The 24,973-nt window shown below is 39.3% G+C and carries 19 protein-coding genes; 12 read left to right on the top strand and 7 right to left on the bottom strand.

What is annotated here, in order from left to right:
- Nucleotides 1-40: 40 nt before the first annotated feature.
- Together DK866_RS10040 and lrp are read right to left on the bottom strand one after the other, a co-directional pair.
- The gene (locus DK866_RS10040; protein WP_109408784.1) at nt 41-3,781 is read right to left on the bottom strand and encodes a DNA translocase FtsK 4TM domain-containing protein; all 3,741 of its coding nucleotides are present in this window, start codon (nt 3,779-3,781) and stop codon (nt 41-43) included.
- A 133-nt stretch (nt 3,782-3,914) separates the two neighbouring features.
- Nucleotides 3,915-4,409, bottom strand: coding sequence for a leucine-responsive transcriptional regulator Lrp (gene lrp, locus DK866_RS10035; protein ID WP_004244566.1), 495 nt, complete (start codon nt 4,407-4,409; stop codon nt 3,915-3,917).
- 543 nt (nt 4,410-4,952) lie between these two features.
- Between lrp and trxB the strand changes: the two genes are divergently transcribed.
- From trxB to infA, 5 genes are all read left to right on the top strand, one after another.
- Complete coding sequence (gene trxB / locus DK866_RS10030) at nt 4,953-5,912, top strand: thioredoxin-disulfide reductase (protein WP_036938142.1); 960 nt, start codon at nt 4,953-4,955, stop codon at nt 5,910-5,912.
- A 141-nt stretch (nt 5,913-6,053) separates the two neighbouring features.
- Nucleotides 6,054-7,823, top strand: a complete 1,770-nt coding sequence (cydD, locus tag DK866_RS10025; RefSeq protein ID WP_109408783.1) for a heme ABC transporter permease/ATP-binding protein CydD — start codon at nt 6,054-6,056, stop codon at nt 7,821-7,823.
- 2 nt (nt 7,824-7,825) lie between these two features.
- A complete protein-coding gene (gene cydC, locus DK866_RS10020) occupies nt 7,826-9,577 on the top strand; it encodes a heme ABC transporter ATP-binding protein/permease CydC (RefSeq protein WP_109408782.1) in 1,752 nt (583 codons plus the stop codon).
- 1 nt (nt 9,578) lies between these two features.
- Nucleotides 9,579-10,271: a leucyl/phenylalanyl-tRNA--protein transferase gene (gene aat / locus DK866_RS10015; RefSeq protein ID WP_109408781.1), complete on the top strand. Its 693-nt coding sequence runs from the start codon at nt 9,579-9,581 to the stop codon at nt 10,269-10,271.
- A 341-nt stretch (nt 10,272-10,612) separates the two neighbouring features.
- The gene (gene infA, locus DK866_RS10010; RefSeq protein ID WP_004244560.1) at nt 10,613-10,831 is read left to right on the top strand and encodes a translation initiation factor IF-1; all 219 of its coding nucleotides are present in this window, start codon (nt 10,613-10,615) and stop codon (nt 10,829-10,831) included.
- 122 nt (nt 10,832-10,953) lie between these two features.
- Here the strand turns inward: infA and clpA are convergent, their stop codons facing one another.
- Both clpA and clpS read right to left on the bottom strand, forming a co-directional pair.
- Nucleotides 10,954-13,245, bottom strand: a complete 2,292-nt coding sequence (clpA, locus tag DK866_RS10005) for an ATP-dependent Clp protease ATP-binding subunit ClpA (RefSeq protein WP_109408780.1) — start codon at nt 13,243-13,245, stop codon at nt 10,954-10,956.
- A gap of 30 nt (nt 13,246-13,275) precedes the next feature.
- Nucleotides 13,276-13,590: an ATP-dependent Clp protease adapter ClpS gene (gene clpS, locus DK866_RS10000; RefSeq protein ID WP_036938154.1), complete on the bottom strand. Its 315-nt coding sequence runs from the start codon at nt 13,588-13,590 to the stop codon at nt 13,276-13,278.
- A 288-nt stretch (nt 13,591-13,878) separates the two neighbouring features.
- On the opposite strand from clpS, the gene cspD reads away from it, so the two are divergent.
- Nucleotides 13,879-14,088 (top strand): cold shock domain-containing protein CspD, encoded by a 210-nt coding sequence (gene cspD / locus DK866_RS09995; protein WP_072062820.1) that lies wholly within the window; start codon nt 13,879-13,881, stop codon nt 14,086-14,088.
- 135 nt (nt 14,089-14,223) lie between these two features.
- Here the strand turns inward: cspD and macB are convergent, their stop codons facing one another.
- The 3 genes from macB to DK866_RS09980 form a co-directional block, all read right to left on the bottom strand.
- The gene (macB, locus tag DK866_RS09990; RefSeq protein ID WP_109408779.1) at nt 14,224-16,170 is read right to left on the bottom strand and encodes a macrolide ABC transporter ATP-binding protein/permease MacB; all 1,947 of its coding nucleotides are present in this window, start codon (nt 16,168-16,170) and stop codon (nt 14,224-14,226) included.
- Nucleotides 16,170-17,279: a macrolide transporter subunit MacA gene (gene macA, locus DK866_RS09985; RefSeq protein ID WP_109408778.1), complete on the bottom strand. Its 1,110-nt coding sequence runs from the start codon at nt 17,277-17,279 to the stop codon at nt 16,170-16,172. The genes macB and macA overlap by 1 nt, the downstream gene beginning before the upstream one ends.
- Before the next feature lie 123 nt (nt 17,280-17,402).
- Nucleotides 17,403-19,079: an ATP-dependent nuclease gene (locus tag DK866_RS09980; protein ID WP_109408777.1), complete on the bottom strand. Its 1,677-nt coding sequence runs from the start codon at nt 19,077-19,079 to the stop codon at nt 17,403-17,405.
- A gap of 338 nt (nt 19,080-19,417) precedes the next feature.
- Between DK866_RS09980 and DK866_RS09975 the strand changes: the two genes are divergently transcribed.
- From DK866_RS09975 to artM, 6 genes are all read left to right on the top strand, one after another.
- Nucleotides 19,418-20,320 carry a lysine exporter LysO family protein gene (locus DK866_RS09975; RefSeq protein WP_072062825.1) on the top strand — a complete coding sequence of 301 codons (903 nt, stop codon included), beginning with the start codon at nt 19,418-19,420 and terminating at the stop codon, nt 20,318-20,320.
- 52 nt (nt 20,321-20,372) lie between these two features.
- Nucleotides 20,373-21,830 (top strand): DUF2867 domain-containing protein, encoded by a 1,458-nt coding sequence (locus DK866_RS09970; RefSeq protein ID WP_109408776.1) that lies wholly within the window; start codon nt 20,373-20,375, stop codon nt 21,828-21,830.
- A 112-nt stretch (nt 21,831-21,942) separates the two neighbouring features.
- Nucleotides 21,943-22,671, top strand: a complete 729-nt coding sequence (gene artP / locus DK866_RS09965) for an arginine ABC transporter ATP-binding protein ArtP (RefSeq protein ID WP_069368163.1) — start codon at nt 21,943-21,945, stop codon at nt 22,669-22,671.
- 14 nt (nt 22,672-22,685) lie between these two features.
- On the top strand, nt 22,686-23,420 hold the full coding sequence (gene artJ, locus DK866_RS09960; RefSeq protein ID WP_023581291.1) for an arginine ABC transporter substrate-binding protein: 735 nt from the start codon (nt 22,686-22,688) through the stop codon (nt 23,418-23,420).
- A gap of 17 nt (nt 23,421-23,437) precedes the next feature.
- Complete coding sequence (gene artQ / locus DK866_RS09955) at nt 23,438-24,142, top strand: arginine ABC transporter permease ArtQ (protein ID WP_072069696.1); 705 nt, start codon at nt 23,438-23,440, stop codon at nt 24,140-24,142.
- Entirely contained in the window at nt 24,142-24,810 is a 669-nt protein-coding gene (gene artM, locus DK866_RS09950) for an arginine ABC transporter permease ArtM (RefSeq protein ID WP_109408775.1), read from the top strand. Before artQ ends, artM begins: the two co-directional genes overlap by 1 nt.
- Nucleotides 24,811-24,973 lie beyond the last annotated feature (163 nt).

Below are 24,973 nucleotides of genomic sequence, written 5' to 3'. Positions count from 1 at the left end.
TCATGCTATCTCATTAGCTGATAACTGAGTTTTCAAGATATTACATATCAGAAGGTGGTGGTGAAAGTACATCACGCGTATTGTTGTGATTTGGCGTACTGACAATACCTTGCATCTCCATTTGCTCTACAATTCTTGCGGCACGGTTGTAGCCAATTCTAAATTGACGTTGTACACCAGAAATAGAAACACGTTGTTTTTCAACAACAAATTCTACCGCTTGGTCAAATAAAGGATCAAGCTCTTCACTATCGTCGTAACCACCACCATTACCACTTTCGCCTTCTTCACCACATTTAGTAATAGCTTCAATATATTGTGGACGACCTCGTGCTTTCCAGTCAGTTGCCACAGCATGTACTTCATCATCGCTAACAAAAGCACCATGAACACGCTCAGGCACAAAACCATTCGGTGCATAAAGCATATCACCCATGCCTAATAATGATTCAGCACCACCTTGGTCTAAAATAGTTCGAGAGTCAATTTTGCTTGAAACTGTAAAGGCAATACGGCTAGGAATATTAGCTTTAATTAAACCGGTAATAATATCAACTGAAGGCCTTTGTGTTGCAAGTACGAGGTGAATACCTGCAGCACGCGCTTTTTGTGCTAAGCGAGCAATCAGCTCTTCCACTTTTTTACCCGCAGTCATCATTAAATCAGCGAATTCATCGACCACAACCACGATATAAGGCTCTTTTTCCAACGTTGGCATTTCCGTCGCTATAGTGTCTGTTGGCTTCCAGGATGGATCTGGAATTGGGCGGCCCATTGCTTCAGCTTCTTTAATTTTTTCGTTATACCCCGCAAGGTTACGTACACCAAGCGCGGACATTAATTTATAACGACGCTCCATTTCCGCCACACTCCATCGCAGCGCACTTGCGGCATCTTTCATATCTGTAACAACTTCAGTCAGAAGATGCGGAATACCTTCATACACTGATAATTCAAGCATTTTAGGGTCAATCATAATAAAACGAACATCTTCTGGTTTCGCTTTATAGAGAATGCTGATGATCATCGCATTCACACCGACAGATTTACCTGAACCTGTTGTACCTGCCACCAGTAAGTGAGGCATCTTAGCAAGATTAGCAACAACGGGTTGTCCACCAATATCTTTACCTAAAACAACAGTCAGTGGGGAGCGACTATCACGAAATGCATCACTATCTAACAACTCACGCATATATACGGTTTGACGTTTTTTATTAGGTAATTCCAGTCCTACATAGGGTTTTCCAGGAATGACTTCAACAATACGTACCGCAATGGCAGACAATGAACGTGCTAAGTCCCGCGATAAATTTGAAATACGCGCAGCTTTAACACCTGGCGCAAGTTCAAGTTCAAATCGCGTGATAACAGGCCCCGGTGAAATACCAACCACCTTGGCTTTAACACGATAATCATTAAGGCGAGCCTCAATAAGTTTACCGATACGCTCAAGCTCAAACATATCAACAGGTTCTTCTTCTACTGGCGGTGTTGTTAACAGATCCAGAGAAGGCATTGGCGTGGTTGGTTTTTGCAGCGGTCTGTCATTACGCATCAAGAATGGATGAATTAATGATTCTTGCTGCTGTTGCTGTTGCTGTTGCTGTTGCTGTTGCTGTTGCTGTTGCTGTTGCTGTTGCTGTTGCTGTTGCTGTTGCTGTTGCTGTTGCTGTCCAAAATGCTGAGCCATATTGGGCTGTGGTTCAATACGTGATTGCGATGCAGTTTGAGGAGCCGCAGGTGGCGTAACAGGTTCAGAAACAATCGGCGTAAATACTGGCTCTATTGGCTCTTCATCCAATAAATCATCAATAGGTGAGAAAGCTTCTAATGCGGTGAGTTCTCTTTCTAATTCAATTTTTGGGGTGTACTCTTCCTCTTCATCATCACGAGGTGAGATTTGTAAAAACGCATTACTGGTTGGATACTCTACTTTTTTCTCCATTGTTTGCGTTGGTTTTGCTGATTGTGAGGCAAACGAATGTTGAATATGAGGTTGATAACCCGTAGTTGCTTGTAATGAAGATGCTGATGTTGATATTTGAGGTAAAACTTCATCTTCGTCATCATCTAACGAAACCTCATCACCATAACGATCCTGCAATTGTTGCTTAAATTGTGCAGCTAGCTGTTGCTGTTCATAAAGCTCATTCTCATCGAGATCATTGCTATTATCTTCTGCTGAAGAGAATGTATTTGCAGTAACAGTAGGTTCGTCTCGATAATTATCTTGTTGATGATTAAAGGAAGAAAGTGGCGTCTCAATATTCGGCTCATAATGAGAGGCAGATTGCTCAATAACCTCATCAGCTTCGTCGCCATAACGTTCACGTTGCTGTTCAAGAAATTGTTGGCGTAATTGCTGTTCAAAATTCGCTTGCTCTTGGATATCAGCTAATTCATCTTCAGGCTCTGATTGAACAGCTTCTTCACGGCGACGTAGCTCTGCTTCACGCTGCGAAGGAATATGAATACCATAAAGCTCTCGACGAGTAGGCAAACGTACTGGATTTGGTCGTGGCAATTCAGGCCCTAAACCTTGTTTAACTTGTGCTCCGTGGCTTATTAGGGCACTTGTTGCGGCTCCGGCAGTCACCGTTGCGGCTTGTGTTAAGGTATCATCGCTATCTGGCGCCATTGAAAATGTAGGTTCAGCTCGTCCAACAGGCATAAAACTATCTACAGGTTGTGCAATAGGATTATTTTCAACTAATGGCTTCACAGAAGATATGTTCTCTTCTGGAATTGAATAAACAGAATGTTGCGAAGCACTAACTTCTGGCTGAATATCTTTTTTAAGGAAGGCTTCAGGAATATCAAAACGGTAATGTTCTGGTGTTTCTTCTGTTATTTCGGACGCGTTTTCTACTACAGACTCCGCTATAACAGGTGTAACTGGCGTTAATGTTTGAACATGATCGTCGGTATCATTTGTTGCACTGAATGAAGGTAAATCATCTTCTTGTTGCGTTTTAGGCGGTTTCGAGGAATCAATATCTTGCTGACGAGCAAGTTCAAGTGCTGACGGTGCAGAAAATAAGATGTCATCACTCTCTTCTGTTGTTAGTTCTGATGCTTGTTTTTCTGTTTGATTTGAATGCTCAGTAACATCATCAACAAAATCTTGAGTGTTATCATCTTCTTCGTATTCAGCATCGTGTTGGCCTCGATTAGTAATAAAACCCACCGTACCAAGGATAACTGCACCAATTTTTTCGGTGATCGTTAGCCACGACCATCCTGTAAATAATGTAAAACCAACTGCCCAAACAGATAACAGTGCAAGTGTTGCGCCTAATACATTAAACCAAGGTAATAATGCCTTACTAAATAAACTGCCAATAACACCGCCTGAGCTAAAATTATAGATATCATCAAAATTAAGATCAGCTAATGCACAAGAGGTAAAAACCAGAGCCAAGGCGCCAATCGTGCGAAGTGCAAGGGAGAAAAAATCAGTATATTCGCGATTTTTTTGGTAGCGCAGTGAATTCCAACAACCAAAAACAACCACAACGGGAATAGCATAGGCGAGTAAGCCAAATGCTGAAAATAGGATATCAGCTAACCATGCTCCGATACTGCCACCTAGGTTTTGAATAGGTTCATTCCATGTGGTTTGTGACCAGCTAGGATCAGAGGGGTGAAAGCTAAATAAAGAAACCATCAAAAAGACAGCACCAATCCCGATTAAAATGAGAATAGCTTCCCAAACACGACGACGGTTACTTATCTTTGTTAAGCGAATATTTTTGTCTTCTGTATATTCCTGGCTCAAAGAGGGCTCTCCAGGTTTAACTTAGGGTTAAATTAAAACGGAACAACGCTGAGATATCTCAGCGTTGAAACTGTATGCATAAACAGGAGTGTACCTAATTTTTTCCTGCTTTGCACCAACCTATTAAGTTGGCTTAGCGAGTTTTGATTACAAGACGGTTACTTTGTTTAACTTCTTCCATAACCACGTAAGTACGTGTGTCATTAACACCCGGAAGACGTAACAGAGTTTCACCCAGCAATTTACGGTAAGCAGACATATCAGGTACACGAGTTTTCAACAGATAGTCAAAATCACCAGAAACTAAATGACATTCTTGGATTTCTTCAAGTTTTTGAACAGCCATATTAAATTGTTCAAAAACATCTGGCGCGCCACGGTTTAGTGTGATTTCCACAAATACCAATAATGATGCATCAAGGTAATGAGGGTTTAACAGCGCAGTATACCCAGAAATAAATCCTTGGCGCTCTAAACGACGTACACGCTCTAAACAAGGCGTTGGTGATAAACCAACACGTTTAGATAACTCAACGTTTGAAATACGACCATCTTTTTGGAGCTCATTTAGAATATTCCGGTCTATTCTATCAAGATCTTTACCCGGACGTTTTTTATTATCAATCATCTCTATACTCTCTTTCTCTTTTTCTCTTACTTTATTTTCCTATACCCATACCTGTACACCTTCAGCATCAATGTCGAAACTTCGGTATCAAACGGTCAGAGCAAACTACCAATCTATTTTCTTTTAATGCCAGATAAAACATCTATTTTATCTAAATACTCATTAGCAAATATCGCAAAGTAACTATCTTACACCCTGTCTGTCGAAAAATTGTACCTATAACATCCGAAGATAATTATCTTTAACAATCATGTTTTCGCAAATGTACAGCGGATTGTCAAAGCAAATGAGTAAAAATCAGAACAAGGCGCTATGTTATTCTCTATATACGCAAGATAGTCATCAATTGTAAAGCAAAATGTTTCATGTTGATTCGATGATGTTAGCCCAATATAACTCTATAATTATTAAACTATATTAGTATTAACTATTGCTAAAATAGCTAAAATATTATGTCTATTTCTCGTCATTGGCTTTTTTTAACGTCTTATTTCTCCTACAATCCCCCAATTCGCATCACGCCTAATCAGAGATGAGGTACACATGAGCACCATCAAACATAGCAAACTTATTATTTTAGGTTCAGGCCCTGCGGGTTATACCGCCGCCGTTTATGCTGCAAGAGCAAACTTAGAACCAGTACTGATTACGGGTGTTGAAAAAGGCGGTCAGCTGACAACAACAACAGAAGTCGAAAACTGGCCCGGTGACCCTGAAGGGTTAACAGGCCCAGGCTTAATGGATCGCATGTTTCAGCACGCTGAAAAATTTAATACAGAGATTATCTCTGACCATATTAATAAAGTCGATCTGAAAAACCGCCCTTTCCGCCTATTTGGTGATGAACAAGAATACACCTGTGACGCATTAATTATCGCTACAGGTGCTTCTGCACGTTATATCGGCTTACCTTCAGAAGAATCTTTTAAAGGCCGTGGTGTCTCTGCTTGTGCAACCTGTGACGGTTTCTTCTATCGTAACCAAAAAGTCGCTGTCGTTGGTGGCGGTAACACTGCAGTAGAAGAAGCTCTGTATTTAGCCAATATTGCATCCGAAGTTCATCTGATCCACCGCCGTGATTCATTCCGTTCTGAAAAAATCTTAATTAATCGTTTAATGGACAAAGTAAACAGTGGCAATATTATTTTGCATACTGATCGTACTTTAGACGAAGTTCTTGGCGACGATATGGGTGTAACCAAAGTTCGTTTAAAAGATACTAAGAGCGATAAAACCGAAGAATTAGATGTTATGGGTGTGTTTATTGCCATTGGACATAGCCCTAATACGGCTATTTTTGATGGACAATTAGAATTAGATAACGGTTACATCAAAGTACAATCAGGCACACAGGGTAATGCAACTCAAACCTCAATTGAGGGTGTTTTTGCAGCAGGTGACGTAATGGATCACATTTATCGTCAAGCAATTACCTCTGCAGGAACAGGCTGTATGGCCGCTTTAGATGCAGAACGTTACTTAGACGCACAAAAATCCAACTAAAATCATCACTTCCTTTCAAGGCGCTATTTCAGTAGCGCCTTTTACCATGTAACATACTAGCCTGGTTGCCAAAGCGTATAACTACTTACCCTTGGCCTTTCTGATACTTTGTATCTCACCTGCAAATTTGAATCTTTTCTTATGGATAAAACTAAACAAAATGAATTGGTTCGATGGCTGAAACAGCAAAGTGCTCCAGCCCGTCGATGGCTACGGCTATCAATGATCCTAGGTGTTGTAAGCGGTTTATTAATTATTGCTCAAGCATGGTTATTAGCTGTTTTACTTCAAGCATTTATCATGGATAGTATTAACCGTGATACACATATACCTACTTTTCTCACTCTTATTGGTATTTTTATCTTACGTGCAGCAGTAATGGCTATACGAGAGCGTGTTGGTTATCGCTGTGGTATGGCTGTTAGGCAACAAATTCGTAAAATTGTCCTTGATAGACTTGAAGAATTAGGCCCTGTTTGGGTTAAAGGCAAACCAGCGGGAAGCTGGGCAACAATTATTCTAGAACAAATTGAAGATATGCAAGATTATTATGCACGTTATCTTCCACAGATGTATCTTTCCGCTATTGTGCCTATTCTTATCCTTATCACCCTATTTCCTGTTAACTGGGTTGCGGGGTTAATTTTATTCTTTACTGCCCCGCTGATCCCGCTATTTATGGCATTAGTTGGCTTAGGTGCAGCAGATGCTAACCGTAGAAATTTTCTCGCTTTAGGTCGTTTAAGTGGTAACTTCCTCGATAGATTAAGAGGATTAGACACATTACGGCTATTTAACCGTGGTAATGCCGAAGTAAAACAAATTACTGAAGCAACAGAAGACTTCCGTAAACGCACGATGGAAGTGCTAAGAATGGCGTTTCTATCTTCTGGCGTATTGGAATTTTTTACCGCTGTTTCTATTGCTGTTGTTGCTGTTTATTTCGGGTTTTCTTACTTAGGTGAACTTAATTTTGGTAGTTATGGTTTGGGTGTTACCCTCTTTTCAGGTTTCTTAGCGCTGATCCTTGCTCCTGAATTTTTTCAACCTTTGCGAGATTTAGGTACTTATTATCATGCAAAAGCGCAAGCCGTGGGCGCAGCAGAGTCTCTGGTTGAGTTTTTAGAGGCTGATGGTGAAAAACCACAATTAGCAGGTAATGAGCGTATCAATGCAAATGAAAGTATTGAAATAACGGCACATGAACTAGAGGTTTTATCACATCAAGGCGTAAAATTAGCAGGCCCATTAAGTTTTACAATTAATCCTCAGCAACGTATTGCGATTGTAGGCCAAAGTGGCGCAGGAAAAAGCTCATTATTAAATGCCCTTTTAGGTTTTTTACCTTATCGTGGTTCATTAAAAGTTAATGGTATTGAATTAACTCAGCTTTCACCTGAAGCATGGCGTCAATGTTTAAGTTGGGTGGGACAAAATCCAAATTTACCTGAACAAACTTTACTTGATAATGTACGTTTAAGCGCTCCAAATGCCAGTTCAGAACAAATTAATCTGGCTATTGAAAAAGCCTATGTCAGCGATTTTATTAACGATTTACCTGATGGGTTAGATACAGTCATTGGCGATAGTGCTGCTCGTCTTTCTGTTGGTCAAGCACAACGAATTGCCGTAGCTCGTGCTCTATTATCCCCTTGCCAATTATTATTACTAGATGAACCAGCAGCAAGCCTTGATTCCCATAGCGAACAACGTGTGATGCATGCACTCAATAATGCATCATTAAATCAAACTACGTTGCTTGTTACTCATTTATTGGAAGAAACATTAGGTTACGATCAGATTTGGGTAATGGAAAAAGGTCAAATTATCGAAACGGGCACTTATGCGTTATTAAGCCAGCAACAAGGGGCTTTTGCTCGTCTTCTTGCTCATCGTAAAGAGGAACTTTAATTATGAAAGTATTGCTTCCTTTTCTCGCACTCTATCGTCGCCACTGGTTTATGTTATTGCTAGGTATTATTCTTGCTATCTTAACTTTATTGGCGAGCATTGGCCTTTTAACACTATCAGGTTGGTTTTTAGCGGGTACTTCTCTAGCTGGTTTTGCGGGGATTTATAGCTTTAACTATATGCTACCTGCTGCAGGAGTTCGTGGTGCGGCGATATTTCGTACTGCGGGCCGTTATTTTGAAAGACTCGTTAGTCATGATGCAACATTTCGCGTGTTATCACACTTACGGGTATTCACCTTTGAAAAAATCTTGCCTCTTTCTCCCGGTGGAATTGCACGTTTTCGTCAAGGTGAGTTACTTAACCGCTTAGTAGCTGATGTTGAAACATTAGATCACCTTTATATTCGTGTTATCTCACCTATTATTGCCGCTTTTGTCGTCATTATGATGATTATGTTTGGCCTTGGGTTAATTGATGCTCGCTTAGCTAATACATTAGGTGGCATTATGCTCACCTTGCTGATTGTTTTACCTTTTGTGTTCTATTATGCAGGTAAACCTATCGGCCGAGATCTGACTGATTTACGTGGACAATATCGCACTGTACTAACTAGCATGTTACAAGGGCAAGCAGAACTAACTGTTTTTGGTGCGCTACCTCGTTTTAGAGCAAATTTAGCGCAACTTGAAGCCAAGTGGTTACACCGACAAGCACAACAAGCAAACTTAACAGGGTTATCGCAATCATTGATGATCCTCGCCTCAGGGCTGACTGCAACCTTAATTCTATGGTTGGCAGCCGATGGGATAGACCATAGCTTTATGCCTGAAGCCCTAATTGCTTTATTCACATTCTGTGCATTGGCAGCATTTGAGTCTTTAGCCCCTGTTACTGTTGCATTCCAACATTTAGGACAAGTGATGACATCTGCAACACGTATTTCTCATTTAATTGAGCAAAAACCAGATGTCACTTTCCCTGAAAAAGGAGAAGAAAGAAAAAAGAGTGCTTCACTTACCCTACATAATGTGTGCTTTACTTATCCAGCTCAACCGATGCAAGTTATTAATCATGTAGATTTAACGATTGAAGCGGGACAGCACATTGCATTGTTAGGAAAAACAGGTTGTGGTAAATCAACACTATTGCAATTAATCAACCGCGCTTTTGATCCAACCCACGGCACAATCCGCTTAAATAATTCATCTATTGCCGATTATGATGAAACGACTCTGCGTTCAATGATGTCTGTTGTTCCTCAGCGTGTTCATGTCTTTAGTCATACCCTAAGAGAAAACTTAATTATGGCAAAAGAAGAGGCAACGGATGAAGAGCTAGTCTATGCACTTCAACAAGTTGGCCTTGGGCACATTTTGGAAAATGATGAAGGGTTAAACGCATGGATGGGCGATGGTGGTAGACAGCTCTCTGGGGGCGAACAGCGACGTTTAGGACTGGCAAGAGCCCTACTCCACAATGCACCTCTTGTATTGCTTGATGAGCCAACAGAAGGCCTTGACGCCGATACAGAACAGCAGATCCTAGCTCTCTTACATCAGCATTGTCAGGGCAAAACTGTATTAATGATCACTCACCGACTTCACGGTTTAGATAAAATGGATAAAATTTGCGTTATGGATGGCGGAAAAATCGTTGAAACAGGCACTCATGCTTTGTTGTTAAAACAACAAGGGCATTATGCTAAATTTCACCAAAGACAGGCACTATTAACTCCGACTCACGAGGCATAATATGCCGTTGTTTCAATTAGACGATAGTGATTTGGAATTTCCAGAGCCTCATTTAGCATTAAAAGAGCCTAATGGATTATTAGCAATAGGGGGAGAAATCTCCCCTTCTCGATTACGTGTTGCATATCAATCAGGTATCTTCCCTTGGTACTTCCCCTACGAAGAGCCATTATGGTGGTCACCTGATCCAAGAGCTGTATTACCTGCTGGTGATTTACATATTGGGCGTAGTTTGCGTAAATTTATTCGTCATCATCCGTATAAAATAACCTTAAATCACGCCTTTGCTGCAGTGATAGAGGCCTGTTCTATTCGTGATGAAGGCACATGGATAGGCCCTGATATTAAAGAGGGTTATGAAGCGCTGTATCATCAAGGTGAAGCACATTCTGTTGAAGTATGGGAAGGCGATGAACTCGTAGGTGGACTATACGGAGTCAATATCGGTGCGGTTTTTTGTGGTGAATCGATGTTTAGTCGCAGAGATAACGCTTCTAAATGTGCCTTTATTGCTTTTTATAACCATTTTCTTCGTTATGGGGGTCAACTATTTGATTGTCAGGTGCTAAACTCTCATACTGCCTCGTTAGGTGCCAGTGAGATCTCGCGCGACCATTATTTAGATGCATTATCACGCTGGAAAAAAGTGATTATTGATAAAAAGTGTTGGTATCAGCAATCGTTGGAATTATAATCACTGCTTGTTTTTGTAAAGCCCTTCTTATTTAAGACAGAATTAAGGATGCCATTCTGTTATTTATGCAAAAAGGTTTATACAAAAATTTTATCTTACACACCCATTATGTGGTTAGGGTGTGTTGCTATTTTATTGTTATAAATACCACAAAATAAAGAATTACGACTTCTGTTATTACTTTTGCTCTAGCTTAGTAAAACGCAAGTCACGGTAAGGATGTTAAGTGCAATAGCAAGGTGAACACCATTGCTATCCAATAACATTCCTTTACATAGGACAATATTTTCGGCATTATCTTGCCGTTTAAAAAATATGGTTATTAAAACTTAGAGGATTAGATGGCCAAAGAAGACAACATTGAAATGCAAGGCACTGTACTGGATACTCTGCCAAACACGATGTTCCGCGTAGAATTAGAAAACGGACACGTCGTTACCGCTCATATCTCAGGAAAAATGCGTAAAAACTATATTCGTATCCTGACAGGCGACAAGGTTACCGTTGAGCTGACCCCATATGACCTGAGCAAAGGCCGTATCATCTTCCGTAGCCGTTGATCCCAATCTGTTCTCTCCCGTTATTGCGATATAACGGGTGAAAAAAAACACCACAGGCAAGGCATTTATTGATGCTCACCTGTGGTGTATGCTTTTATGGCTTAGTAAGTTAACCGCTATCCTTAGATAACGGTATCTTCGTTCTTAGCCAGCTTTTCTTGACTGACAAACTCGTAGCTTAACTTACCTGCTAGTTTATCTAATGTGACAGAAACTGAGCCACCATTAACAAGAGAGCCAAATAAAATTTCGTTAGCTAATGGTTTTTTCAGATTTTCTTGGATCACACGCGCCATTGGTCTTGCGCCCATCGCTTTATCATAGCCTTTATCACACAACCATTGGCGTGCTTCTTGACTAACTTCTAGCGATACCCCTTTATCATCTAGCTGTACTTGTAGCTCAACAATAAATTTATCCACTACCATAGAGATAATTTCAGGTGATAACGCATTAAACCAAATAATGTTATCTAAACGGTTACGGAATTCAGGTGAGAACGCTTTTTTAATTTCCGCCATAGCATCGGTGCTATTATCTTGCTCTGTAAATCCAATCGACTTACGCTGCGTTTCACGCACACCCGCATTAGTCGTCATTACTAAAATAACATTACGGAAATCTGCTTTGCGACCATTGTTATCTGTTAATGTTCCGTTATCCATGACTTGTAGCAGAATATTGAACACATCTGGATGTGCTTTTTCAATTTCATCAAGCAACACAACAGAATACGGATTTTTGATTACTGCATCGGTTAATAATCCGCCTTGATCAAAACCAACATAACCAGGAGGCGCACCAATTAAACGGCTAACAGTATGTCGTTCCATATATTCAGACATATCAAAGCGCAGTAATTTAACATTCAACGCTTTCGCTAATTGTACAGTAACTTCTGTTTTACCTACCCCAGTTGGGCCAGCAAATAAGAATGAACCTACTGGTTTGTTATCTTGGCCTAAGCCTGCTCGACTCATTTTAATGGCTTCAGATAATGCATGAATTGCAGGATCTTGACCAAATACCAACATTTTTAATTGGTTATCGAGATTTTTCAGTATCGATTTATCACTACTAGATACCGTTTTTTCAGGGATACGTGCAATTTTAGCAACTACTGATTCAATATCAGAAACATTGATCGTTTTTTTGCGTTTACTTGGTGCAATTAAACGTGTTTTTGCCCCCGCTTCATCAATAACATCAATGGCTTTATCTGGTAGATGTCTATCTGTAATGTATTTAACGGATAAATCCACCGCGGCCTGAATCGCTTTATTGGTATAACGTACATCGTGGTGCGCTTCATATTTCTGACGCAACCCTTTGATGATTAAAACGGTTTCATCAGCTGAAGGTTCTGTTATATCAATTTTTTGGAAACGACGCGCAAGCGCTCTGTCTTTTTCAAAAATATTACTGAATTCTTGATAAGTCGTAGAACCTATAACTCGAATTCGCCCACCTGATAACAGAGGTTTGATTAAGTTTGCCGCATCTACCTGCCCACCAGATGCAGCTCCTGCACCAATAATGGTGTGGATCTCATCAATAAATAAGATGCTTTTCTCATCTTTTTCAAGGGTTTTAAGTAACGCTTTAAAACGTTTTTCGAAATCACCACGATATTTCGTTCCCGCTAATAGCGAACCAATATCTAGTGAGTAAATAGTGTAGCCTTTCATAACGTCAGGAACATCATCTTGCTCAATACGCCATGCAAGCCCTTCTGCAATTGCCGTTTTACCGACGCCTGATTCACCTACTAATAATGGGTTATTTTTGCGACGACGACATAATACTTGAATAGTTCGTTCTAATTCAGCTTGACGCCCAATCAAAGGATCTATTTTACCTTGGCGTGCTAACTGATTAAGGTTAGTTGTAAAATTATCCATATGATCGTCACCTTGAGGCATCTCTTGCTGAGATTGTGCGTTCATATCATTCATGTCAGAAAGATCTTCGTTTTGTTGATCTTCTTTTGAAATACCATGAGAAATAAAATTCACAACATCAAGGCGACTAACGTCATGTTTACGTAATAAGTAAGCTGCGTGAGATTCTTGTTCACTAAAAATAGCCACCAGCACATTAGCGCCAGAGACTTCATTTTTACCTGATGATTGAACATGAAAAACAGCACGCTGTAATACACGCTGAAAACTCAGCGTTGGTTGTGTTTCTCTGTCTACATTTTCAGGCAAAATAGGGGTTGTTTTACGAATAAAGACTTCAAGTTCTTCGCGTAAGACTGCCAGATCGACTTTACAAGCTTCCAATGCTTCGCGTGCCGATTTATTACTTAATAGCGCCAACAACAGGTGCTCTACAGTCATAAATTCGTGTCTGTTATCACGGGCTTTCGCGAATGCAACATTAAGACTCAGCTCTAATTCGTGATTAAGCATAAGCACCTCCTCCTTAAAAGACTAACCGGATCATGCTTGTTCAAGAGTACATAAAAGTGGGTATTCGTTTTCTCTTGCATACAGATTAACTTGTGCCACTTTCGTTTCAGCAATATCCGCACTATAAACCCCACAAACTCCTTTCCCTTTATGATGAACGTCCAGCATAATTTGTGTTGCTTTTTCCTCACTGAGAAAAAAATACATCGTAAGCACTTCTACAACAAAATCCATGGGGGTGTAATCATCATTATTCAAGATCACCTTATACATTGCTGGTGGCTCATTTACCTGATGAACATCATCCCTTAACGTGGTTTCTGTTAAAAAATCAAACTGACCCATTGTTTTGCATTACTCATAGTTTTGTTAAACGTCACTTTCAATTATGACATTTAGTTTACCATCTCACAGGAAAGTCTGCCTATCAACGCTTTTTTATTCCCTCTTTTTACATCCAAAAAATAACAAAGCGTTAGCTACATCAAAATTTCACCTTATCGAAACACTTTCTATCCCTTCCACCTCTTGACGACTGAAACAATAAAATAGAGTATGTTTTATGAACAGCTCAGTAAATATACTGAAAGTGATGTTAAACAAATAAATACAAGTATATGAGAGAAGCTAAGTATGGAGACAGGTACAGTAAAGTGGTTCAATAACGCTAAGGGCTTTGGTTTTATTACCCCAGAAAAAGGTGGTGAGGATATTTTTGCCCACTATTCAACAATTAGAATGGAAGGCTACCGCACACTTAAAGCGGGGCAGAAAGTTAATTATAGCACGATAAAAGGGCCTAAAGGTGACCATGCTGACCTTATCATTCCTATCATTGAATAGAAGATACGCACAGTATAGATAAACCTGATAATACCTTTTACCCAATGAAGTCGGGTATTTTCAGTCAGAAGGATACCTTATTCATTCAAATAAAAGCCCTTTATATACTTAAGGGCCTTTATCTTATTGTTTGAATTATTCTCTGGCTAATGCATCAATGGGATTCATTTTTGCAGCACTCCTTGCCGGCAAAAATCCGAAAATAACCCCAATAGCAGTTGAACAAATGAAAGCACTGATTAATGCAATAGGTTGGAATACAAAATGCCAATCCGGTAACATTACGCTTGCAATCATTGCAATACTAAACGAAAGAGCAATTCCTAACACACCCCCAACTAAACAAACCAGAACAGATTCAATGAGAAATTGTTGCATCACGTCACTTGCCCTCGCACCAACCGCCATTCTAATACCAATTTCTCGCGTTCTTTCAGTCACAGAAACCAGCATAATATTCATAACACCAATGCCACCAACCACTAATGAAATAACTGCGACAAGTGTAAGAAATAATTGCATTGTTTGCGTGGTGCTCTCAGCCGCTTTAATAAAACTATCAAGGTTATAAGTGAAAATATCTTTTTTACCATGTCTGATAGTAAGCAAACGGATCATTTGTTGCTCAGCTACACTGGCATCATAACCGTCTATTGCTCTTACCGTAATGCTGTCAAGATATGAGCGATTTAAAATACGACTATTTAACGTACTATAAGGCACCCAAACACGTAATGACTGCCCATTACCAAAAGCTGATTTTTTATCTGCAATAACTCCAACAATCGTAGATGGAATATTGCGAATAATAATTTGCTCACCAATCACATCTTTCTTAGTTGGAAAAAATCGATGACGAGTATTTTCGTCAATTACAACAACCTGAGCTTGTCGTTGGATCATATCTTGGGTAAATGAGCGACCTTGCGAAAATTTCATGGCATATACAATAAAATAATCTTCACTCACACCCGCAACCGAGGCTGGGGAATCTTGGTTTCCACGGCGTAATCGCGTGCTAAATTGCACTTGTGGTGTGACCGCTTGCACATAAGATTGCTGTTTTAAAGCAAAGACATCTTGTAGCGTTAATGATTGTCTGTCTTCAGGGGAATCACTACCGAAATCTTTCCCTGGATAAATATCGATGGTATTCGAACCAATGGCTTTTATATCAGAAAGCACCATACTTTTTGCAGCATCACCAATGACAATAATCGTCACGACAGAAGCAATTCCTATAATAATGCCGAGCATTGTCAATAATGTACGTACTTTATTGACAACCATGGCACGCCAAGCCATTTCTAGCGCTTGAGTAAAGCGCCCTACAATTTGTCCAAAATAAGAGGAAGTTAAAACAGGTGTCGTTTCTTTTTTAACTTTATGTGTCGTTGTTTGATGACGGTTATCACTAATAATCTTACCGTCTTTTATTTCGATAATTCGCTCGGCTTGTTCTGCAATTAAAGGGTCATGCGTTACAATAATAACTGTATGCCCTTGTTCATTTAATTGCTTCAAAATAGCCATTACTTCTTTACCAGAATGACTGTCTAATGCACCAGTTGGCTCATCAGCAAGAATGACCTCACCACCATTCATCAACGCTCGCGCAATACTTACACGTTGTTGCTGTCCACCAGAAAGTTGATTAGGTCGATAATCAACACGCTCGCCTAATCCTAAACGAGTTAATAATTCACGTGCCCTTTCTTTACGTTGAGTGGCATTTTTATCTGCATAGATGGCTGGAATTTCAACATTCTGCTCTGCACTTAAGTGTGCCATTAAATGATAGCGTTGAAAAATAAACCCAAAGTGTTCGCGACGTAATGCAGCAAGTTGATCACCTTCCATTTGAGCAACACTTTGACCTGCAACTTTATATTCACCGCTACTTGGCTTATCCAAACATCCTAAGATATTCATTAAGGTCGATTTACCAGAGCCGGACGCTCCCATAATCGCGACCATTTCACCCGCATTAATCGTTAATGAGACTTTATTGAGAACAACGGTTTCTTCTTCACCATTGCTATATACGCGACTAACCTCATTGAGTTCTAATAATGCCGGCATTATGCATCTCCTGAAGTTTCACCCAGAATAACCTCATCGTTCTCTTTTAATCCGCTGAGGACTTCAGCATAAACATCAGTACGCATACCTATTTTTACTGTGCGTTTTTCTGGCTGGCCATCAACTAAAACATCAACATAATATTCATTAATACCCGCATCTTCACCTAAGACAGAAAGCGGTACAAGGAGTACATCTTTCTTATTTTCGATAAGAATTTTAACTTGTGCGGTCATTTGTAAACGTAGTAAATGTTGTTCATTAGGCACTTCGAAACGGGCATAGTAAAAAATAGCATCATTAATTTTTTCAGGCGTTGGCAGAATATCTTTTAACTTGCCACTAAAGGCTTTATCAGGCGCGCCTAGCACTGTAAAAGAAGCATTAAGATCAGGTTTTAAATAAATCACATCTGCTTCAGATACTTCCGCTTTTACTAGCATCGTATCTAAATCAGCTAAAGTTAAAATCGTTGGTGCTTCTTGTGCCGCAATGACGGTTTGGCCTTCTAGAGTTTTAATAAACGTCACAATGCCATCCATAGGCGCAGTGATACGTGTATATTGAAGGTTAGTTTTTGCTGTATCTAAGGTCGCTTGATTCTTTTTAATCTGCGCTTCATAGGTGATAATACGTGCTTTTTTAACATCAACATCAGTTTTAGTACGATCAAGCTCATCTTGTGCAATGGCATGTGTACCTATCAGCTTTAACTGACGTTGATATGTAAGTTGCGCTAAACGTAATTCGGCCTGAGCCTGTTGAAGATTTGCTCTAAGCTCATTGTTGGTTTCTTGAGATTCAGTGACTTCGTTTTGCGCTTTTTTAGGATCAATAATCGCTAACAAATCTCCCTTTTTAACCGCATCGCCTTCTTTCACAAACAAAGTTTGTAATTGGCCACTGACTTGCGCACCTACATCAACTTTACGCACAGCATCAAGTTTACCTGTTGCTGTCACTTCTTTTGACAGCTCACCTCGCGTAATGATTTGTGTTTGATATAACGGTACATTTTCTTTCGGCCAAAAAAAATAGGCAACAATAGCAACCGCAATTAAAATAAGGGTGAGCACTTTCCCGCGCTTTTTTAAAGATAAAAAAGCCATACAATATCCTTCCTAAACATAACAATTTAATAAACCATAAGAAACTTTAGCGATGATATTCATCTTCATCGCTAAATAGAATTTACATTGATCACGTGCGTTTATCTTTCTTGCTATAACGGCCTAATTTGCTTTGCCTCTAGCAAGCCATGCAACACGAGAAAACATACTTTTCAGTATGGAGGGGATGGAGTCTACTCCTCGTTGAGCAGCATTGTTAGCTACCGTTAGTGCGAGATCTGGTTTTGATGAGCGTTGGATAGCTTTAATAATCACACGTCGAGTTGGCCATTTTTCATTATCCGGTACACCAGCAACATCATGATACACATTGCGAAATCCTTCTTTGTATAAAAAATGTTCCATATCTAAGGCGGGGAGTTTTGTTAATCTATCACGCTCCGCATCATTGCTTTTTGATGCAAAATCTTTAACGGTTGCGGCATATTTCTTACCCGCTTCATCACCATCCACTAAGGTATGCCATTCTATTCCCATATACGTTGCATACTTTAATAATGGCTTAAGTCCGCATTGTGCAAATTCAATAACTTTTATTCCTTCGGCTTCAAAGAAATAATTACATTGTCTTGCCAACTCGTTCATTAACCAAATTTCTGTTTCACCTTCAACTAATAACCAGCAACGAGCAAAAAGTGCAGACGGCCTGTTATAACGAATATGAAATGAAATACGTCGTTCTTCATCTGAATGTAATTGCTGATTACCAACACGATAAGCAGCTACTTTGTCAGTATCACGCACTAAACGACACACACTTTCTAATGGTGCTAATGAAAGTAACTCACCTGAATTAGTCGTTGTTATACGTTGTAGTGAAAAAAGATTAAGTAACCCCCAAGCCACCGAAAGCATAATAGGATGTAAACGTGTTTCAGGGTTTTCTACAATAACGATAGGCCTTGCATAAGGATCTAATGCAACGCTACCTCGAGACTGTAATATAGAGGAGAACATTCCTAAGATAATTAATCGAATGCTTCGTTGATTCGGTTTTGCCAACACCTTATTAATATTTTCTAATGCGTGCCAACCACGTACATGAGGCTCATTGACTTTGCGATGACGAGCATGTGATTTAAACAACAATGAACCATGATCAGCAAAATAGTGCCCTAGTAATTGTTGCATGGCATCTAGCCCTTCACGTAAATCCTCATCTGACAACTCGTCTGGATTTTTAACTAATGCCTTGGTTAACTCACTCATTTTATTATTAAACGCTTCTCGATGGGGATTATTATGAGGATCGATAACGTCAGAGGTAAGATCACGAACAAAACGCGCATCTTGCAAGCGAAGAACAGGATAAAGCCTAACAATCTCTGCAATAATTTCTTGAGTTTGTCCATTAGGTAAGCGAATTTGCTTTCCTTCTTTATCCAGAAAATAGCGGAATGTTTTTACATTTTTTTGTTCATCTAATTCAGCACTGATGCGGTAATAGATATGTTTTAGTTCATCACCATTTGCAACCCATACAGGCGCTATTTTATGAAAACGATAAGAACGATGTCGCCCAGGGCGTGATTCAGTAAATGTCAGAATAATTTGTAGAGTTTTTTTACTATTTTCTTCCGACTCATTCGGCAGACGATGGAAATCATCAGGTGTAAATGCATATTGATAGGTTTCAATACCCAAGCTGAGTGTTAACGCATCAAGTAATGAGCTTTTACCCCACGCATTTTCACCCACTAAGACTGTATTCATATCAAGAGGTAATGAAAGACGATTAAGTCCACGGAATCCAACTATTTCCACTCTTTCTAAATACATAAATTCCCTCGTTAGTTACGACTAAGCTATGTTTTTTTATTCTTCCTATCTTAATTTTATGCTTAATCTGCCAATAATTTCACTTAATGAATGTTTTCATTAAATCACAGTTAAAGAGTGTCGTAATAAAATTTACTCAACTATTCGATATATACCCAAATCGTTCGCTTTTCAAACAATTAAAGCCACTTATCGGTAAACATGTTAGGCTCATGGCTTCAATAAAAATTTTAGATTTATCTTAGCTTCTGTATCCACAACAACATAAGTAAATGTTATAATGCAGACAACGTTATTAGTTTATTTTATAATTTGAGTGCACTCAGTAAGGAATAGAAATGTTATCAGGGTTATTGATTATCCTACTTCCGCTTTTTGTAGGGTATTTGATTAAATTAAACAATCGCCCATTACTTCATCTGGCAAATCGCCTACTTAGTGCGATGGTTTACGTTATCCTATTTCTAATGGGCGTCAGTTTAGCCATGTTAGATAATATTGGTGAAAATTTAGTCTCTATTCTTGCTTATGCCAGCGTTTTCTTTTTATGCACCTTTGGTGCAAATTTACTATTTTTATGGTTATTGGATAAAAAAGATCCTTGGCATGTCCCTGCACATAAGCAATCTAAACCACCATCACGCATAAAAATGGTACTTGAATCACTGCAATTATGCGGTGTTGTTGTTGTCGGCTTTTTTGTAGGCTTAACGGGTTGGTCAATTTTTCATTATGCATCTCATGCCAGCCAAGGTGCGCTTATCTTCTTGCTGTGGCTAGTAGGATTACAATTGCGTAATAGCGGAATGAGCCCAAAGCAAATTTTAATTAACCGCAGAGGAACAACCGTTGCTGTCGTCATGGGGGTGAGTGCGCTTGCAGGTGGTGCTTTAGCTGCTTATTTACTAGGATTACCTATGAAAATGGGATTAGCCATTGCATCTGGATATGGTTGGTACTCTTTATCTGGGATTGTACTTACCGATGCATTTGGCCCTGTTATTGGTAGTACTGCGTTTTTCAATGACTTAATGCGTGAATTAGCGGCAATTATGCTTATTCCTATCATTGTTAATCGTTATAGAAACACGGCATTAGGGATTTGTGGTTCAACTTCCATGGACTTTACGTTACCTGTTTTACAAAGAAGTGGTGGTGTTGCCATTGTGCCTGCAGCCATTGTGCACGGATTCGTGTTAAGTTTAATCACTCCAATATTAATGGCTTTCTTTACTTCATAGAAAAATCAGTAACAATAGAACAATAACGTTCTCTTTTTACAGTGGATTAACAATGAATCAACAGCGTGTATTAGTACTTGGTGCAAGTGGCCATATTGGTCAAAATCTTATTCCAGCTCTGATAAAACAAGGTCATCAAGTCACTGCGGGAGCGCGCAGAGTTGACTGGATGATGTCTCAAGGTTGGGAAAATACACGCTGTATTTTTGTGGATTTACACAATCCAGAAACCTTAAACAAAGTCATGCATGATACTGATATTGTGTACTATCTTGTTCACAGCATGGGCGATGCACATAATTTAGTTGAGCAAGAGCGTAAAGCGGCAATTAATGTTGTGGAAGCATTAGAAGGCACAGAAGTTAAACAAATTATTTTTTTAAGTGCCTTACAACATGAAGATCAGCAATATTCACCCCATCTCATTGCCCGAAAACTCACGGGTGAGGTATTAAGAACAAGCGCGATCCCTGTAACTGAAATTCGTACCTCAATGATTGTCGGCCCTGGCTCTGCCGCCTTTGAAATTATGCGTGATATGGTTTATAACCTCCCTATTCTTACGCCTCCACGCTGGGTTCGTTCAAAATCTTCCCCTATTGCCTTAAAAAACTTAATTCACTATTTAACAGAAATTATCCATCATCCCACACATCAACATCGTATTTTTGATGCTGGTGGCCCCGAATATATTAGCTATCAGACCCTTTTTGAGCGCTTTATTAAAATTTCAGGTAAAAAACGAGTGCTGATCCCGCTACCTATGCCGGGCAGTCTTATTTCTGCGGGCTTTATCAGTATGATAACGTCTGTGCCAACCTCTATTGCCAAAGAGCTGATCCAAGGGCTTAAATATGATCTTCCTGCCAACGATGAGCCATTACGTAAACTTATTCCTCAATCCCTAATTAAATTTGATGATGCAGTTAAAGAAACATTAGCTGATGAAGAAGCCGCTTTAGATAATCAGGATTGGGGATATTCTCCAGCGGTTCGTAATCGCTGGAAGCCGGGTTACGGTTATTACCCTAAAAATGCGGGTTTTACAGCATCTACACCGGCAAGCGCGGCATCCCTTTGGCATACTGTGCAACAAATCGGCGGAGAACAAGGCTATTTTTATGGTAATGCGCTATGGAAAACCCGCGCCATCATGGATGATATGGTCGGAAATAAAGTGACTTATGGCCGACCGTCCAGAGACACATTAGAGCTTGGCGATATGATTGATGGTTGGCGAGTGATCAAACTAGAGCCAGAAAAACAACTAACCTTATTATTTGGAATGAAAGCTCCCGGTTTAGGTCGCCTTTCTTTTACTATCCATGATAGTGGTAATCTTCGTTCAATCGATGTTCGTGCTTGGTGGCACCCTGCCGGTTTTAGTGGATTACTTTATTGGTTTGCGATGATGCCTGCGCATTTATTTATTTTCAAAGGCATGGCTAAAACCATAAGTAATAACGCTTATATTCTGGATAAAAATTCACCTAACAGTGAAAAAAAATAGCTGAGTTACCCATTTTTACGTAAAAAAACCACTTTATTATGCAGTTTTAGTTGCATAATTATTCTTACCGTTTTATTATTTGAACCAGTTAATGACTATTCAGAAAAAACGCATGAGTATTCAATTAAAAAACATAAATTGTTTCTACGGTTCGCACCAAGCACTCTATGATATTAATCTGGAATGCTCTGCTGGTGAAACAATGGTTCTATTAGGACCAAGTGGTGCAGGTAAGAGCTCACTAATGAGAGTTCTTAATTTATTAGAAATGCCACGTTCAGGCGAATTAGAAATTGCGGGTCTACATTTTGACTTTAGCCAACAGCCTAACGCAAAGGCAATTCGTTCATTACGCCAAAATGTGGGCATGGTATTTCAACAATATAATTTATGGCCGCATCTGACGGTTCTTGATAATTTAATTGAAGCACCTTGTCGTGTATTAGGTTTATCAAAACCGCAGGCTAAAGAAAAAGCGATGAAGTTACTTGAACGTTTACGTTTAAGTGATTATGCAGGACGCTTCCCACTACATTTATCGGGTGGACAGCAACAACGTGTTGCCATTGCAAGAGCATTAATGATGGAGCCTCAAGTTCTCTTATTTGATGAACCGACAGCGGCATTAGATCCTGAAATTACAGCTCAAGTTGTTGATATTATTAAAGAGCTTTCTGAAACGGGTATTACACAAGTGATTGTGACCCATGAAGTTGAAATTGCACGCAAAGCCGCGAGCAAAGTTGTATATATGGAAAACGGCCGTATTATAGAGCAAGGTGATAACTATCGTTTCACGGCTCCACAAACGGAAGCTTTTGCTAATTACTTGTCACACTAAATCGGGATCAGACAATGAAAAAAATATTATTTGCAGCACTTCTGACCAGTATTACACTTTCTGCAACTGCGGCTGAGAAAGAGACAATCCGTTTTGCCACTGAAGCAACATATCCTCCATTTGAAATGATTGATGCGAATAACCAAATTGTAGGATTTGATGTTGACCTCGCTAATGCAATGTGTGCAAAAATTAATGCGGATTGTACCTTTACCAATCAGTCTTTTGATAGCTTAATTCCTAGTCTGAAATTCCGTCGTTTTGAAGCATTAATGGCAGGTATTGATATTACCCCTGAGCGTCAAAAACAAGTTGATTTTACGGATTCTTACTATGATAACTCAGCTGTATTTATTACAGTAACAGGTAAAATCTCTGATGTTGCTAGCTTAAAAGGTAAACAAATTGGTGTACAGAATGGGACTACCCATCAGAAATTCATCAATGAGCAACACAAAGAAATGAAAACTGTTCCTTATGACAGTTACCAAAATGCAGTATTAGATCTTAAAAATGGTCGTATTGAAGCTATCTTTGGTGACACTGCAGTTGTAAATGAATGGCTGAAAAAAAATCCTGAATTAGGTATTGTAGGCGATAAAGTTGCAGATCCTAACTATTTTGGTACAGGCCTTGCGATCGCAGTAAGAAAAGGCAATGCTGATTTACAAGATAAATTAAACAAAGCATTAGCTGAAGTAAAAGCTGATGGCACTTATGATGTCATTTATAAAAAATGGTTTGAATAACAATAATAGCTTAATAAATGAATGAAATAACAACTCTAGCAGGTGCGGCCGTTACTACGGTCTCACTTGCTATTTCTGCTCTTATCATTGGATTAGTTCTCGCCATGTTGTTTACAGCATGGGAATCCGCGAGATGGAAAGCCTTTGCTTTCTTAGGAACATGCTGGGTAACACTAATCAGAGGACTACCAGAAATGCTGGTGGTTCTTTTTGTCTATTATGGCACCTTACAAGGTGTCATGATCTTAATGGATGGCATTGAATTAGGTTCTTTCACCTTACAAATAGATTTTGGTGATACTGAATCTCTACCTTTCTATTGTGGTGTTATCGCCCTTTCACTTCTTTATGCTTCTTATGCTTCACAAACATTACGTGGCGCCTTAAAAGCGGTACCAACAGGACAATGGGAAGCCGGCCAAGCGTTAGGTATGGGTCGTATTACTATTTTCTTCCGCTTTATTATGCCTCAAATGTGGCGTCATGCTTTACCTGGTTTAGGTAATCAGTGGTTAGTTTTATTAAAAGATACGGCTTTAGTCTCATTAATCAGTGTTAATGATTTAATGTTACAGACACAAAGTATAGCTAATAGAACTCAAGAGCCTTTTACTTGGTATAGCATTGTTGCACTGATTTATTTAGCCATTACGCTAGTCAGTCAATATATCCTGAAATGGTTAGAAATGAGAACAACTCGATTTGAACGGAGTGCCTCATAATGTGGGATTATATTGTTGATATTTTACCGGGATTACCAACCAGCTTGTCATTAACATTAGTGGCTTTATTGGTAGCCTTTACACTTTCAGTTTTAATGACCTTTATTTTGGCATTAAAAACCCCTGTTATTACTCAAATTGTAAAAGCGTATATCACCTTATTTACCGGTACACCGTTATTAGTGCAGTTTTTCTTAATCTATTATGGCCCTGGACAATTTCCTGTGTTGCAAAAATTCCCTCTGATTTGGGAGTTATTATCAACACCGTGGTTTTGTGCCATGGTCACATTAGCATTAAATAGTGCCGCTTATTCAACCTTACTTTTTTATGGTGCAGTAAGAGCTATTCCTTCAGGACAATGGCAATCTTGCCAAGCATTAGGTATGTCGCCAGTGCAAACAGCAAGAGTAATATTGCCTTATGCATTTAAGCGTGCGCTTTCATCCTATTCAAACGAAGTTGTATTGATATTTAAAAGTACCTCACTCGCCAGTACGATCACATTGCTTGAATTAACAGGTTATAGCCGACAAGTATTTGGTCAAAGTTATGATGTGATGGTCTTTGTTGCCGCAGGTATTATTTATTTAGGCATCAACGGAATACTGACACTTCTAATGAGATTGATTGAGAAAAAAGCCTTAGAGTTTGAACATCGTAATTAAAACGTCTAAACCAAACTGTCGATAAAAAAATACCCCAGAATTTTTGAACTGCACCCCAAAAGTTGGACACCAACTTTGGGGTGTTTTTCTATGGCTAAATATTCTCTTGATTTTAAACTAAATGTGATTAATTTTTATCTCGAAGGCAATGGTTTTCTATCAA

Source organism: Proteus genomosp. 4 str. ATCC 51469 (genome assembly GCF_003144375.1).
Classification (GTDB): domain Bacteria; phylum Pseudomonadota; class Gammaproteobacteria; order Enterobacterales; family Enterobacteriaceae; genus Proteus.
Note: the sequence above shows the minus strand (reverse complement) of the source record. Positions and strands in the feature narration are given on the sequence as shown.